The organism is Halomonas sp. AOP43-D1-4 (genome assembly GCF_052446175.1).
In the GTDB taxonomy this organism is placed as follows: domain Bacteria; phylum Pseudomonadota; class Gammaproteobacteria; order Pseudomonadales; family Halomonadaceae; genus Vreelandella; species Vreelandella citrativorans.
In genome coordinates this window covers 98412-111896 of record NZ_JBQSVY010000008.1, presented here as the reverse complement: position 1 = coordinate 111896, position 13485 = coordinate 98412, and the positions used below count along the sequence as shown (strand labels likewise).

The window sequence follows — 13485 nt, the reverse complement described above, 5'->3', positions numbered from 1 at the left end:
ATACAAGAGGAAATGCACCATGAAGCAGTCTCCCTGCCCGCCGATGAGCGACGCCGACTGGCCAGAAGCGTTTGCAGAGTTACGTGAAGGTTTTGCAGGCGCGATGAACGTCTACCGCACCATGGCACATCATCCGGCCCTGCTAAACGCCTGGGCGCCGTTGCGGCAGCACGTGGTGAAGGACAATGCCTTGGGCCCCGAGTTAACCGAGGTGGTGATTCTACGTGCCGGTTTTCGCCTGGGGTCGGCCTATGAGTGGGCCCACCATGTCAGCCGTGCGCTGGCGCTAGGGTTTTCTGATGCGAGGATAAACGCTATTCGTGGCGTGCCTGAATCAATTAACGGCGTTGATGGCCTGATTGTTAACGCGGTAGATGCGCTACTCGACAAGCGAATGCTGGCAAGCGATCAGGAAGAAACATTGGCCGAGGCGATTGGGCGTGAAGCCGTGATCGACCTGATGGCCATGGTCGGCTTCTATTCGGTGCTGGGGTATTTGCTCAAGACCTACGACACGCCGATTGATGAGGGTATTCAAGAAGAGGCGCGGTCGAACCCAGGGCTGTTTTCGCTAACACCGCCGCCTGTATAGCAAGCTAAGGTCTCGGGCAGCCCTACGCGGGGGCGCTGTGAACCCTTCCCTGGGCGCTACTTTCGCCATCCTTGGCGAAAGACCCCCGCTACGGGCTGCCCGAGACCACGCAGTTACTCACGTAGGTATCTTCAATACATCCCTACTTAAACCGCCGCTTTACCTCGACATTCAGCCTGCCTTCACCCAAACGCAGCGAGAGTTTCTGGCCAGGTTTGGTCTCCTCGGCGCGGCGCACGACCTGGCCCTTGTCATCCTGGGCAATGGCGTAGCCCCGGCCCAGTACGGCCAGCGGGCTAATCGCATTAAGCTCCCGTGCGGCGCTGGTTAAACGCGCCTGCTGGCGTTGAAGCTGGCGCTGCATGGCGTTTTCCATACGGCGGTGCAATTGGCCCACCCGCTCGCTTTCTGCGCGGTGCAGGCGCGCCATGTCCTGGCTCGCCAAGCGCTTGCCCAGCTGCGTTACGCTTGCCTGCTGCTGAGTAAGCGTTTGCTGCATAGCGCGATTTAAACGCTGGGCAAGGGTCGCCACGTGCTGGCGCTGGCGGTTTAACTGCTCGCCGGGGTGGCGAAGCCGTGCGCGCAGGCTATCCAGCTGCTGGCTATCGCGCTCCAACCGGCGCTGCATGGCGCGGTGCAGGCGGCTTTGCTGATCAACTAGCTGGCGCTTCAAAGCGTGTTGATCCGGTACCAGGCGCTCGGCGGCAGCGGAAGGTGTAGGGGCGCGTACATCGGCGGCAAAATCTGCAAGCGTGACATCCACCTCATGGCCCACCGCTGACATTACCGGCAGGCGTGAATGAAAAATCGCCCGTGCCAAGTGCTCGTTGTTAAACGCCCATAAATCTTCCAGGTTGCCGCCGCCCCGTGTGATTAACACCACATCGCGCTCAGGGTCCAACCGTGCCTGGCGGTTGAGTAGCCCAAGTGCTGCGATCATTGCGGGTGCCGCTTCCACGCCCTGTACCGGCACCGGGATTAACGTGACATCCGCCAGAGGCCAGCGCGCCGCTAAAACGGCCAGTACATCACGAATAGCCGCGCCGGTGGCAGAGCTTAAAATCAAAATCTTGCGCGGCGGAAAGGGCAGGGGACGCGTATTGGCAAACACGCCCTCGGCATCCAGCTGGGCTTTTAAGCGCTCAAAGGCGGCCAGCAGCTCGCCAAGCCCTGCCGCCTGCACGGCTTCGGCAATCAGCTGGTAGTCACCGCGCGGCTCAAACAGCGACACCCGCCCGCGCAGTTTTACCTGGTCGCCATCGCGCATCGGCGCCGACACAAAGCGTGCCCGCTGACGAAACAGCGCGCAGCGCACTTGGGCGCGGTCATCTTTAAGCGTGAAGTAGATATGCCCGGACGCCGGGCGCGAAACATTGGAAAGCTCACCTTCCACCCACACTTCGCCCACATCGCGCTCAAGGGTTTGCTTGGCGCGCTGGTTGAGTTGGCTGACGGAGAGTGCAGTGGGCATTGGTGCGTTCATTGCTATCCCTTGCTTTAGGGAATCCAGGAATCTTTACGGCTAGTCGAGTAAAGTGGTGTCGTTACTTCAAAGTATCATTGTATTACCGAGGGAATCACGAGGAAATGCTATGAGCCACCAGCTTACACCGCTGATCGCTTTTTACCGTAGCGAGGCACCAGATCATAAAGGGCGCTATATCAATGCCATTTGGGCCTTGTCGCACTTCTGGCTGGAGCACACCCATGATTATATTCAATGGCTTTTTCCCATTCCCGAGGCTGGCCGTTTTAACGGTTTTGCTCCGCGACTGACTGATGTCGAGCGTGAAGTGTTTCACGACGATAGTGTGTTACGCGAGCAGCAGCGAGTATCGCTGGATGTGATGTTAAGTTTTTTGGGTTTAGTGCGCGATGGGCTCACCATTACAGCCCAACCGAGCCTCAATATCCGTGACCATATTTGGCTCAAAGCTGGTGGGCATAATCACCTACGTATCTCGCGGATGATTCGTTCTTTGGCACTTTGCCACCAGTGCGATCTGGCGCTGGCTCTTCAGCAAGCCGTCATACACATTGGTACCGAGCAGGGCATCGTTTCGAATGCCTCTATCCAGTATTGGAGCGAGGCACATAAGGAGTAGCCTGTATTATTCGGTTATTGTTACTGGCATGCCGCAATAATAGAAAAGCCGTAAAGCCTTACGTCTGGCGTTCCTTCAACGAGACAGCCTCTTCGGCGTGATGTGGTCACTGGGTCTGTCAGTGGCTGGAAGTAGCTGAAGTGGTGGCTCGCGGGGTCATCATTATTCACGTCGGTATCTAACTGAGATACGATCCTTTCGTGTGTTGCAGCGCTGAGTGCTTCCCATTGCTCCATGTTGCCCTTCTGTCTGTTATCTACATGCAGGTAGAGGGCGATAGGGAGCTTGATGACCTTCTTCTTTAGTGCTTTTCCCAGGCTTGTTTCATCAAGCTCGATGAGCTGATTGACGGCTTTCTGCCACGGGCGAACGAGCCGCTGTGTAGTTGTTGTGTACTCTTCACCAGGTTGACGACCATTCACAGAAGCACGAATGACTTTCAGTTCGACGAGAAAGCTGGTGCTGCGATAGTCGAAAATGATATCCACTCGGCCTTTGCCGCTGGCGTCATCTGTCTGACGAGATACCTGTACTTCAGTGGCAATGTGGCCAATCTGGCTATTAAAGCCATCACTGAGCAGCGCCTTGATAAAGGTACCGTAGAGTTCCCGCTCATTGGGAATACGCGTATTGCCAATGAAATGACGCGTATCTGGATCGTCAAGCGCTTCCCCCAACGCACTGCATAGTATCACCATCATATCGCGCGAAACACGTGCTCCCGTGATGTTATCCGGATTGCTGTAGTAGAGCTGCCTAGGTTGGTTTGCCATTGTCATTACCTTTTATTAATAATAAACAGCATGATACACCTCGTAGCCATATTATTCGCTCAAGGGGCTGCTTGGAGCGCTGGTTGAGTTGGCTGACGACTATCTCTTATTTGAGCGTGTCTGGAAAGGCTTCACTCAACCACTTAATGAAGTTCCGCTTGGCTTTAAATTCACTACATAACTGCGTCAGCATGTGCGCGAAAGCGGTGTATTGAGCTGGAGTTTTCAGGCTCTTTTTCAGCTCTTTCAGTAATGCGATGCCTTGGCGATAGCCCTGCTTATTGGTTTGTTCCACATATAGCCGTACCAACCGTAGGTAGAGCGGTATCTGGGCATCGGGAGAGGGCAGGGATTTGGCTAATTGGTACAGCAAGTGCGCTGATACTTTATGCTCAGCGCACAATGCTTGGGCATCGTCCAAACGACCCTCGTGCAAGTAAATTTCCAATAAGCTGTCTTTTGCCCGCTGTGCTTGGTAGAAAGACATCTTCTCCGACGGTTGGGTGATGCATTTTAATAACCAGTCACAGGCCCGTTGGCGATAATCGGTGGCTAGCTGATGTGCTTCTATTAGCGCTACTAGCTGCCGGTAATCTTCCAACTGCTGGGTATGCTGATAGATCCCCCACTGTTGCTTTGCCGCCGCGTCTGCTTCGCCGCGATGCAGCTTTAGGCGTATCTCAAGCCGGTTGCGTTCAAGCCGCCAGCGATAGTCGTTTTTTGCCTCGCACTCAGCAGCATACGTTAGCCATGCTGCCACCTGGTCCCAGGCTTCATACGCTATACACAGCTCAGCAGCCTCTAGGCAGTCCTTCTCATCGCTGATGGTTTTCTGATACAGCGCCAGCATTGCGGGCAGGTCACCGGCGGCTTGCGCACGTTTGAGTAACGGCTCGCGCAGGCGAGTCAATCGGTAGCGATCATCCCATTCCATGGTGGCTGCTTGGTTCGGCAGCTCATCCAGGGCTTGTTGCAGGCGCTCATGGTAGGCGCTTTGGCTCGCTTGGCTTAGCACATCCAAATAGGCATCGGGAATGGGTGGGTATCGATCCTCTTCCCCGCCAAATGATTTTTCATAGAGATAGTCTGCTAGTTTGTTGGCAGGCCAATCGAGCCGCTTTACGGTCTTAATATGCAAAGTGTGCAAGAGGTGTTCGCAGTGGAAACGGAAGCCGCCGGAGTCATCAATGGTTTCCAGCGCTTTATCCATGCGCGCGAGTGCGTAGTCCACCAGTGCCAGGCTTTTTACTGGGGGGAGTTGCGGCACCTGTTCGGCCAACTGTTCAATAACGGCTTCTGCCTTACTGAAATAGTGGCTCACTTGAGAATAGCGGAACAACCCACGATTGATGGGAAACGCAGCGGTGATGCGTTTTTTCAGCACTTTGTGATCCAGCACGCCAAGTGCTGCATCCGACTTCAACGACCACTGTTGGTGCAGCACAGGGTCATTTTCAATAAGCGATAACAGAGCCTCGACCAGCGAGGGTTTGTCTAACGACTCAACGTAAGCGTGAATGCGATCTGAAGTGTCGCCTTCTACCCGTTGTGCTTGCTTGGCTTGCTCTGCGCGGAACGCTAGCGCAACGGCCACGCAGTGCTTGCAGAAATCAATGCCTTCGGAGGCAGGGCAATTACAACCTCCGCTCAAACCTTGCTTGGTTAACTTCAATGCCACATGGTAAAGCTCGCTGCCCTCGACGTCAGCGCTAATGGTGGAACCGCTTTTATCCCAATGGATCACCATGCCCTGTTGGTAATATTGAACCCCTCGGGAAAAAGCCGCATCACCCGCCAACATAACCAGCTGTGAGTCTGAAATTAACGTCTCATCCATTGTCGCCACCTGACATTTCTATAGAGCTAAATGACGTATAAGTTAACATTAACTGTAGGGTGATGGCCGTCACGGGATATGCGCTAGCAGCGAGTCAAGCAGGAGCAGTGACGTTGAGTAGGGGCAGTAGCATTGCTGGGGAACCCCTCAAAACGCTATAATGGGGGATTAACTTTTCACGCCCCTTCTTCCCACATCAAATTGGGTGTTGCCGCTATGCTACGTATGGCCCAAGAAGCGCTTACGTTCGATGACGTACTTCTCGTTCCTGGCTTCTCCGATATCCTCCCCAAGGATGTCAGTCTCAAAACTCGCCTGACCCGTAATCTCTCGCTTAATATCCCGCTCGTTTCTGCTGCGATGGACACCGTGACCGAAGCGCGTTTGGCGATTGCGATGGCTCAGGAAGGCGGCATCGGCATCATTCACAAGAACATGACCATGGCCCAGCAGGCCACGGAAGTGCGCAAGGTCAAAAAGCACGAAAGCGTCATCGTAAAAGACCCGGTCACCGTTAGCCCCAAGGCCAAGCTTGAAGACCTTCTCGCCATGGCGAAAGAGAACGGTTTCTCCGGCTTTCCGGTGGTGGAAGGCGAAACGCTGGTAGGTATCGTGACCGAGCGTGACATGCGCTTCCAGCCGAACGTCGGCGACAGCGTGGCCGATATCATGACCCCGCGTGATCGACTGATTACCGTCAAGGAAGGCACTGATCTTGAAGCCAGCAAAGCCAAGATGCGCGAACACCGCATTGAGAAAATGCTGATTGTCGATGACGCCTTCCACCTGCGTGGCCTGGTCACCTTCCAGGATATCGAAAAAGCCCGCACCTACCCGATGGCCGCTAAAGACAGCGATGGCCGCCTGTTAGTAGGCGCTGCCGTAGGTACCGGCCCGGAAACCCCGGACCGTGTTATCGCACTGGCGGAAGCAGGCGTGGACGTGATCATTGTCGATACCGCTCACGGCCATTCCCAAGGCGTTATTGACCGCGTTAGCTGGATCAAAGAGCACTACCCGGACATTCAGGTCATCGGCGGCAACATTGCCACCGGCGCCGCTGCCAAAGCATTGGCCGAAGCGGGTGCCGACGGCGTGAAAGTGGGCATCGGCCCAGGCTCCATCTGCACCACGCGTATTGTGGCCGGTGTGGGCGTGCCGCAAATCACCGCCGTTTCCAACGTGGCCGCTGCGCTTAAAGAGTATGACATTCCGTTGATTGCTGACGGCGGCGTACGCTTTTCTGGCGACCTGGCCAAGGCAATTGCCGCTGGCGCAAGCGCGGTGATGGTTGGTGGCCTGCTGGCCGGTACCGAAGAAGCACCGGGCGAAGTCGAGCTGTTCCAGGGCCGTACTTATAAAGCCTACCGTGGCATGGGTTCCATGGGCGCCATGGCGCAGAACCAGGGCAGCGCCGACCGCTACTTCCAGGATAAGGACGCCGGTGCCGAGAAGCTGGTGCCTGAAGGTATCGAAGGCCGCGTACCTTACAAAGGCATGATGAGCGCCATCGTTCACCAGATGATGGGCGGGCTGCGCGCCTCCATGGGCTACACCGGCTGCCGCGATATTCAGGAAATGCGCACCAAGCCGGAATTTGTCCAGATTACCGGTGCTGGCTTTAACGAATCCCACGTTCACGACGTGCAGATCACCAAAGAAGCTCCCAACTACCGGGTGAGCTAACCAGCGCTTTAAGTAACACGGCGGCGGGCATTGCTCCGCCGCTTGCTTTTCGGCCTTACCAGCAGTACCTCCACTGCTTACTCGAGATACCGCCATGAATGATATCCACGCCCACAAAATCCTGATTCTCGACTTCGGCTCGCAGTACACCCAGTTGATCGCCCGCCGGGTGCGCGAAATTGGCGTATTTTCTGAGGTTCGCGCCTTCGACATCACCGAAGAAGAGATCCGCGAGTACAACCCCAACGGCATCATCCTGGCCGGTGGCCCGGAGTCCGTGACCGAGCTGGACTCCCCGCGTGCGCCGCAGTGCGTGTTCGAAATGGGCCTGCCCGTGTTTGGCGTTTGCTACGGCATGCAGACCATGGCCGAGCAGTTGGGCGGTAAGGTAGAAGGCTCCAACAAGAGCGAGTTTGGCTACGCGCAAATCCGCATCGACGCTGAGAACGCACTCTTCAAAGACATCAAAGATCACGTAGACACCGAAACCGGCAAAGCCCTGCTGGATGTATGGATGAGCCACGGCGACAAGGTTGCCCAAGCGCCTGCCGAGTTCACCATTACCGCTTCCACACCCAGCTGCCCAATTGCCGCCATGGTCTGGGAAGAGAAGCAGTTCTACGGCGTACAGTTCCACCCGGAAGTGACCCACACCCTGCAAGGCCAGCGGATTCTTGAGCACTTCGTGCTGGATATCTGTAAAGCTGAAAAACGCTGGACACCTGCCCAAATCATCGAAGACCAGGTACAGCGCGTACGCGAGCAGGTCGGCGACCGCCATGTACTGCTCGGCCTTTCCGGCGGCGTAGACTCTTCCGTAGTTGCCGCGCTGTTACACAAAGCGATTGGCGACCAGCTGACCTGTGTATTCGTAGATAACGGCCTGCTGCGTAAAGCGGAAGGCGACCAGGTGATGGAAACCTTCGCCAAGCACATGGGCGTCAAGGTGATCCGTGTAGACGCCGAAGACCTGTTCCTGGGCAAGCTGAAAGGCGAGAAAGACCCGGAAGCCAAGCGCAAAATCATCGGCAACACCTTCATTGACGTGTTCGATGAAGAAGCCAGCAAGATTGAAGGCGTCGAGTTCCTGGCCCAAGGCACTATCTACCCGGACGTGATCGAATCCGCTGCCTCCAAAACCGGCAAAGCGCACGTGATCAAATCCCACCACAATGTGGGCGGCCTGCCGGAAACCATGAAGCTCAAGCTGGTTGAGCCGCTGCGCGAGCTGTTCAAAGACGAAGTGCGCAAGCTTGGCCTGGAACTCGGCCTGCCCTACGACATGGTGTACCGCCACCCCTTCCCAGGGCCGGGCCTGGGTGTGCGTATTCTGGGTGAAGTGAAGAAAGAGTACGCCGACATCCTTAGAGAGGCCGACGCCATCTTCATCGAAGAACTGCGCGCCGCCGGCTGGTACGAAAAAACCAGCCAGGCATTCGCCGTGTTCCTGCCGGTTAAATCGGTAGGCGTAGTAGGCGACGGCCGCCGCTATGAGTGGGTCATCGCCATTCGTGCAGTTGAAACCATCGACTTCATGACCGCCCGCTGGGCGCACCTACCCTATGAGCTGCTGGAGACTGTCTCCAATCGCATCATCAATGAGTTGGGTGGGGTTTCGCGGGTGACTTATGATGTGAGTAGTAAGCCGCCTGCTACTATTGAGTGGGAGTGATTGGTTCCTTCGTTTCTAAGGTTCTGAACCCGCCGCAAGGCGGGTTTTTTGTGAGTGGTAGCAATGACATCTGGCGCTTGGCTGCAGTAGCATAAGGCCAGTTATTTAATTCAAGTGAGTAGTTGATGAACAACACGGAACAGCAATTCCTCAGGTCCCTGGACGACAAGCTCTGGAAAGCCGCCGATAAGCTGCGCGCTAACCTGGATGCCGCCAACTACAAGCACGTGGTGCTGGGCCTGATTTTCCTGAAGTACGTGTCCGACTCCTTCGAGGAACGCCAGGAAGAACTGCTGGAGCTGTTCAAAACCGAGAACAACGACAATATTTATTACCTGCCCCGCGACGACTTCGATAGCGACGAGGAGTACCAGCAAGCGCTGCTTGAAGAGCTTGAGGTATTGGATTACTACCGTGAAGCTAATGTGTTCTGGGTGCCCAGGCCGGCTCGTTGGAGCACCTTAAAAGAGAAAGCTGTGCTGCCCGTGGGTAGCGTGTTGTGGCAAGACGGTACCGGTGCTGAAGTAAAGCTGCGTTCTGTCTCTTGGTTAATCGACAACGCCCTGGAAGAGATTGAAAAGAGCAACACTAAGCTCAAAGGCATTCTCAATCGCATCAGCCAGTATCAACTAGACAACGACAAGCTACTGGGCCTGGTCAACACCTTCTCTGACACCTCATTTACTAAGCCAGTTTTTGAGGGTGAGAGGCTGAGCCTGCAGAGCAAAGACATCCTTGGCCATGTGTACGAATACTTCCTGGGCCAGTTCGCCCTCGCTGAAGGTAAGCAGGGCGGCCAGTATTACACCCCTAAGAGTATCGTGACCCTAATTGTCGAAATGCTGCAGCCTTACTCTGGCCGTGTTTACGACCCAGCCATGGGTTCCGGTGGCTTCTTCGTCTCCAGTGATAAATTCATCGAAGAGCACGCAAAAGAGCAGCAGTACGACCCCAGCGAGCAGAAAAAGCACATCTCCGTGTATGGTCAGGAATCTAACCCAACTACGTGGCGCTTGGCCGCCATGAACATGGCCATCCGGGGCATCGACTTCAACTTCGGCAAGAGAAATGCCGACACATTCCTGGATGATCAGCACCCCGACCTACGCGCCGACTTCGTGATGGCCAACCCGCCGTTCAACATCAAAGACTGGTGGAGCGAATCCCTGGCTGAGGACGTGCGCTGGAAGTATGGCACTCCGCCGAAGGGCAACGCTAACTTTGGCTGGATGCAGCACATGCTCCACCACTTGGCACCGACCGGCAGCATGGCCCTATTACTGGCCAACGGCTCTATGAGCTCAAACACCAATAACGAAGGCGAAATCCGCAAGCGGCTGGTAGAGGAAGACTTGGTAGAGTGCATGGTCGCTTTACCGGGCCAACTATTCACCAATACCCAGATCCCTGCCTGCATTTGGTTCCTGACCAGAGACAAAGCCAATGGCATGGTGCGCAACGAGAAGAAGCGCGACCGCCGAAAGGAACTGCTGTTTATCGACGCCCGCAATCTCGGTTATATGCGTGACCGGGTGATGCGTGACTTCACCAATGATGACATCGCCAAGATCGCCGACACCTTCCATTCCTGGCAGCGTGGTGAAGGCTATGAAGATATCGCTGGTTTCTGCAAATCGGCTAGCTTGGACGAAATCACAAAGCATGATTTTGTGCTGACGCCGGGCCGTTATGTGGGCGCTCAGGAGCAGAAAGATGACGGGGAGCCCTTTGCGGAGAAGATGGCGAGATTGACCGGCCAGTTGCGAGAGCAGTTTGCGGAAAGTGACCGGCTGGAGGCTGAGATCAAGCGGAATCTTGGGGGGCTAGGGTATGAGTGCTAATTATTTAAAGACAACCATCGGCGCCCAGCTAACCTTGCAACGTGGCTTTGATATTACGAAAAAACAACAACAACCCGGCACGGTTCCTGTTGTGTCATCAGGCGGGGTTTCAAGCTTTCATAATGAATCAAAAGTAACTGCTCCTGGCGTTGTACTCGGACGAAAAGGAAGCCTCGGTACGACGTTTTTATTGCAAGAGGACTTCTGGCCCCACGATACCACGTTGTGGGTTAAGGACTTCAAAGACAACAATCCGGTCTTTGTTTACTACTTTTTCCTCAACATGAGCGACGTCTTAAAAAAAATGGACGTTGGCGCTGCGAACCCCGCTTTAAACAGAAATCATGTGCACCCAATGGAAGTGTGGTGGCCTGTTCGCCACGTACAGGATCAGATTGCCGAGATAATGTCAGCTCTTGATCGCAAGCTCACAAATAACAACCAAATCAACCAAACCCTCGAACAGATGGCCCAAGCCATCTTCAAAAGCTGGTTTGTTGATTTCGAGCCGGTTAAAGCCAAGATTGCTGCCAGGGAGCGCTGGTACGCGATGCAACCTACAGACGAATCCGCCTCTCCGGTTTGCTACGCCGATGATGCCGATTCATTGCCAGACCTGGAAACTTGGATGAATCTGGCTGCTATGCAGGCCATTTCTGGCAAAAATGAAGTGGAGCTAACCCGTCTCCAGACCGAACAGCCCGAGCAGTACGCCGAGCTGCGTTCGACCGTTGCGCTGTTTCCCTCAGCGATGCAGGAAAGTGAGCTAGGGGAAATTCCGGAGGGGTGGGAATGCTTGGCTCTCGACCAGATAGCCAAGTACCAGAACGGACTGGCTCTCCAAAAATTCCGACCTGAAAACGAAGATAACTACCTGCCGGTGGTGAAAATTGCTCAGCTCAAAAAGGGATACGCAGATCACGAGGAAAAAGCATCCCCCAATATCAAACCAGATTGCATCATCGAAAATGGGGATGTTGTATTTTCTTGGTCTGGCTCATTAATGGTCGATACGTGGTGTGGAGGCAGAGCAGCGCTAAACCAACATTTGTTCAAGGTAACCTCCGAGACTTACCCCAAATGGCTGTATTTCTACTTCACTCGACATCACCTTGAGGAATTCCAGCGCATCGCTGCGGACAAAGCGGTCACCATGGGGCATATAAAGCGTGAACACCTCAAGCGGGCTATGTGCGCGGTTCCTGATGGAAGCATCATTCGGCGTACCGGCAAAACACTGGAGAACATACTGAATGAGCAGATCGAGCTTCGACTTGAAACAACAATCTTATCTATATTGCGTGATGCTCTGCTGCCAAAGCTTCTCTCTGGTCAAATTACCCTTACTGAGAGGGAAGATTTTCGAGAGGCCCATGTCTCCAAGGAGATGGCTCTATGAGTGACACCCGTCGGAAAATTGACTTATACCTCTTGTCCTTAGCCTTGCTTTTCGTGTTCTTCTTAGTTATTTCGACGGAGCTTCCATCATCCTCATTTAGCTGGAGCAACTTTGAATCATGGAAAGGCTTAGCCTCTAACAATATTCTTCCGATAATATCAGTAGCGGCTTTGTTATATTGCATTTTTTCCTATTTCCGCTTTGATTATGATCTGAAAGGAACCACCAACATACCTTTCGAAATAGACAATATTGAAGACATTAATTACGAGCACCTTACATTCCTTGCCACCTATGTTGTGCCTCTGATCAGCTTTGATTTTGGCAGTGGCCGACAAATGATCGTTCTGGCGCTGCTTTTGGTTGTGATGGGAATAATTTACATAAAAACAGATCTCTTCTATGCGAATCCATCTCTGGCTCTCTTAGGGTTTCATATATATAAAGCTAACGGGAGCTTCAAAAATGGTAAGAGGAACGGCATTGTGGTTATTTGCCGAGGAAGATTATCAGAAAAACAAAAAGTCTCTTACATCCGGTTGGATGATAGAATTTATTATGTGCGCAGGGGTGCCGAATGAACGCAGGAAATCTGAAAAAATCTCTTAACAACTATTTTGATGATTACGATGATATCGGAGTCACAGTCTATGCTGTGCTGAAAAACCAGGATTCATCTGATCCAGTTAAGCTTGACATTGAGGCCGATGCTCTAGGTGGCCTTAAAGAACTGTTTATGGATAGCCTGCGAGATACCCTTTTAGATAAAGACGAGCTGTCAATATTAAACCTTTCATCCTCGGACGAGAGAGTTGATGCAGTTTATGTTTATGATCTTGAGCTTCCGGTTGAACTAACCTCTCTAGAAAAAGTCATTACGCAAGATAACTTGCCTCTCTTGAATTTGAATGATGAAAGCCTTTCGTCAATAAAATCATTGCTAATCGAGATCGGAAATAACGTCGGTCAACTTGTTTTATATAAAACAATGGCGTCCATCAATATCTATGGCAGGTCGAGCTTCTTTTTGAAGAAGTCGCAGAGTCGTCTTGAAAAGCTAAACGATGAGTTTCTTCGAGTCAGTGCCGGCTTCCAGATGCTGCGCATTGATGATTCATTATTAGTGATAGATTTAGCCACTCTGGAGAAAAGCTTTGGCTTTCACGACGTAATAAAACGAGAGGCCGCTTCTGGGATCAGCGCTATCGAAAGTGCCTCGCTAGTTGAAAACCCAGATGTTCTTCACGAACTTATTGAAGATGTTAAGTACGCACGAAAATTAACAAAAGTTGCCAAGTCATCGCCTGTCATAAAAGCCGGCATCCCCAGCACTACGATTGTTGACTTCTGTAAAACGTTCCCCAGATTAGCGGGAAGGATCAGGTTCAACGAGAATGAAGATAAAATTCTTCTTGACACAAAAGTGTCGAAAGATCTTTTTATCAATTTGCTGATGGACAATTACCTTACCTCTGAGCTGACTAGTTACCACTATACAAGCGTCGCGAAAGATAGCGTAGATAACGAGGAAACAAATGACTCATCCTCTACTGATAGTAATCAGACCGATGAGTGACACG

General features: G+C 53.2%; 11 protein-coding genes. 8 read left to right on the top strand and 3 right to left on the bottom strand.

Annotation, left to right across the window (positions count from 1 at the left end; translation table 11 throughout):
- Positions 1-19: 19 nt before the first annotated feature.
- Positions 20-592 (top strand): carboxymuconolactone decarboxylase family protein, encoded by a 573-nt coding sequence (locus ACT3RQ_RS10415; protein ID WP_444680446.1) that lies wholly within the window; start codon positions 20-22, stop codon positions 590-592.
- 142 nt (positions 593-734) lie between these two features.
- On the opposite strand, the gene xseA is transcribed toward ACT3RQ_RS10415, so the two are convergent.
- Positions 735-2075: an exodeoxyribonuclease VII large subunit gene (gene xseA, locus ACT3RQ_RS10410; protein ID WP_444680445.1), complete on the bottom strand. Its 1341-nt coding sequence runs from the start codon at positions 2073-2075 to the stop codon at positions 735-737.
- Positions 2076-2184: 109 nt separating this feature from the next.
- On the opposite strand from xseA, the gene ACT3RQ_RS10405 reads away from it, so the two are divergent.
- Positions 2185-2697 (top strand): opioid growth factor receptor-related protein, encoded by a 513-nt coding sequence (locus tag ACT3RQ_RS10405; RefSeq protein WP_444680444.1) that lies wholly within the window; start codon positions 2185-2187, stop codon positions 2695-2697.
- A 20-nt stretch (positions 2698-2717) separates the two neighbouring features.
- On the opposite strand, the gene ACT3RQ_RS10400 is transcribed toward ACT3RQ_RS10405, so the two are convergent.
- Together ACT3RQ_RS10400 and ACT3RQ_RS10395 are read right to left on the bottom strand one after the other, a co-directional pair.
- On the bottom strand, positions 2718-3470 hold the full coding sequence (locus ACT3RQ_RS10400) for a hypothetical protein (protein ID WP_444680443.1): 753 nt from the start codon (positions 3468-3470) through the stop codon (positions 2718-2720).
- A 106-nt stretch (positions 3471-3576) separates the two neighbouring features.
- Positions 3577-5307: an SWIM zinc finger family protein gene (locus ACT3RQ_RS10395; protein WP_444680442.1), complete on the bottom strand. Its 1731-nt coding sequence runs from the start codon at positions 5305-5307 to the stop codon at positions 3577-3579.
- A gap of 216 nt (positions 5308-5523) precedes the next feature.
- On the opposite strand from ACT3RQ_RS10395, the gene guaB reads away from it, so the two are divergent.
- From guaB to kwaB, 6 genes are all read left to right on the top strand, one after another.
- Complete coding sequence (gene guaB, locus ACT3RQ_RS10390; protein WP_087108029.1) at positions 5524-6993, top strand: IMP dehydrogenase; 1470 nt, start codon at positions 5524-5526, stop codon at positions 6991-6993.
- 94 nt (positions 6994-7087) lie between these two features.
- Complete coding sequence (gene guaA, locus ACT3RQ_RS10385; RefSeq protein WP_444680441.1) at positions 7088-8665, top strand: glutamine-hydrolyzing GMP synthase; 1578 nt, start codon at positions 7088-7090, stop codon at positions 8663-8665.
- Between the two features lie 125 nt (positions 8666-8790).
- Positions 8791-10506: a class I SAM-dependent DNA methyltransferase gene (locus ACT3RQ_RS10380; RefSeq protein ID WP_444680440.1), complete on the top strand. Its 1716-nt coding sequence runs from the start codon at positions 8791-8793 to the stop codon at positions 10504-10506.
- Positions 10496-11905 carry a restriction endonuclease subunit S gene (locus tag ACT3RQ_RS10375; RefSeq protein ID WP_444680439.1) on the top strand — a complete coding sequence of 470 codons (1410 nt, stop codon included), beginning with the start codon at positions 10496-10498 and terminating at the stop codon, positions 11903-11905. The genes ACT3RQ_RS10380 and ACT3RQ_RS10375 overlap by 11 nt, the downstream gene beginning before the upstream one ends.
- On the top strand, positions 11902-12486 hold the full coding sequence (kwaA, locus tag ACT3RQ_RS10370) for an anti-phage protein KwaA (protein ID WP_444680438.1): 585 nt from the start codon (positions 11902-11904) through the stop codon (positions 12484-12486). The genes ACT3RQ_RS10375 and kwaA overlap by 4 nt, the downstream gene beginning before the upstream one ends.
- Complete coding sequence (gene kwaB, locus ACT3RQ_RS10365; RefSeq protein WP_444680437.1) at positions 12483-13481, top strand: anti-phage protein KwaB; 999 nt, start codon at positions 12483-12485, stop codon at positions 13479-13481. Before kwaA ends, kwaB begins: the two co-directional genes overlap by 4 nt.
- Positions 13482-13485 lie beyond the last annotated feature (4 nt).

Bases quoted from the DNA above. Each gene is read 5' to 3' on its own strand.
- ACT3RQ_RS10415 (WP_444680446.1), top strand. From the start codon at position 20: ATGAAGCAGTCTCCCTGCCCGCCGATGAGCGACGCCGACTGGCCAGAA.
- xseA (WP_444680445.1), bottom strand. From the start codon at position 2,075: ATGAACGCACCAATGCCCACTGCACTCTCCGTCAGCCAACTCAACCAG.
- ACT3RQ_RS10405 (WP_444680444.1), top strand. From the start codon at position 2,185: ATGAGCCACCAGCTTACACCGCTGATCGCTTTTTACCGTAGCGAGGCA.
- ACT3RQ_RS10400 (WP_444680443.1), bottom strand. From the start codon at position 3,470: ATGGCAAACCAACCTAGGCAGCTCTACTACAGCAATCCGGATAACATC.
- ACT3RQ_RS10395 (WP_444680442.1), bottom strand. From the start codon at position 5,307: ATGGATGAGACGTTAATTTCAGACTCACAGCTGGTTATGTTGGCGGGT.
- guaB (WP_087108029.1), top strand. From the start codon at position 5,524: ATGCTACGTATGGCCCAAGAAGCGCTTACGTTCGATGACGTACTTCTC.
- guaA (WP_444680441.1), top strand. From the start codon at position 7,088: ATGAATGATATCCACGCCCACAAAATCCTGATTCTCGACTTCGGCTCG.
- ACT3RQ_RS10380 (WP_444680440.1), top strand. From the start codon at position 8,791: ATGAACAACACGGAACAGCAATTCCTCAGGTCCCTGGACGACAAGCTC.
- ACT3RQ_RS10375 (WP_444680439.1), top strand. From the start codon at position 10,496: ATGAGTGCTAATTATTTAAAGACAACCATCGGCGCCCAGCTAACCTTG.
- kwaA (WP_444680438.1), top strand. From the start codon at position 11,902: ATGAGTGACACCCGTCGGAAAATTGACTTATACCTCTTGTCCTTAGCC.
- kwaB (WP_444680437.1), top strand. From the start codon at position 12,483: ATGAACGCAGGAAATCTGAAAAAATCTCTTAACAACTATTTTGATGAT.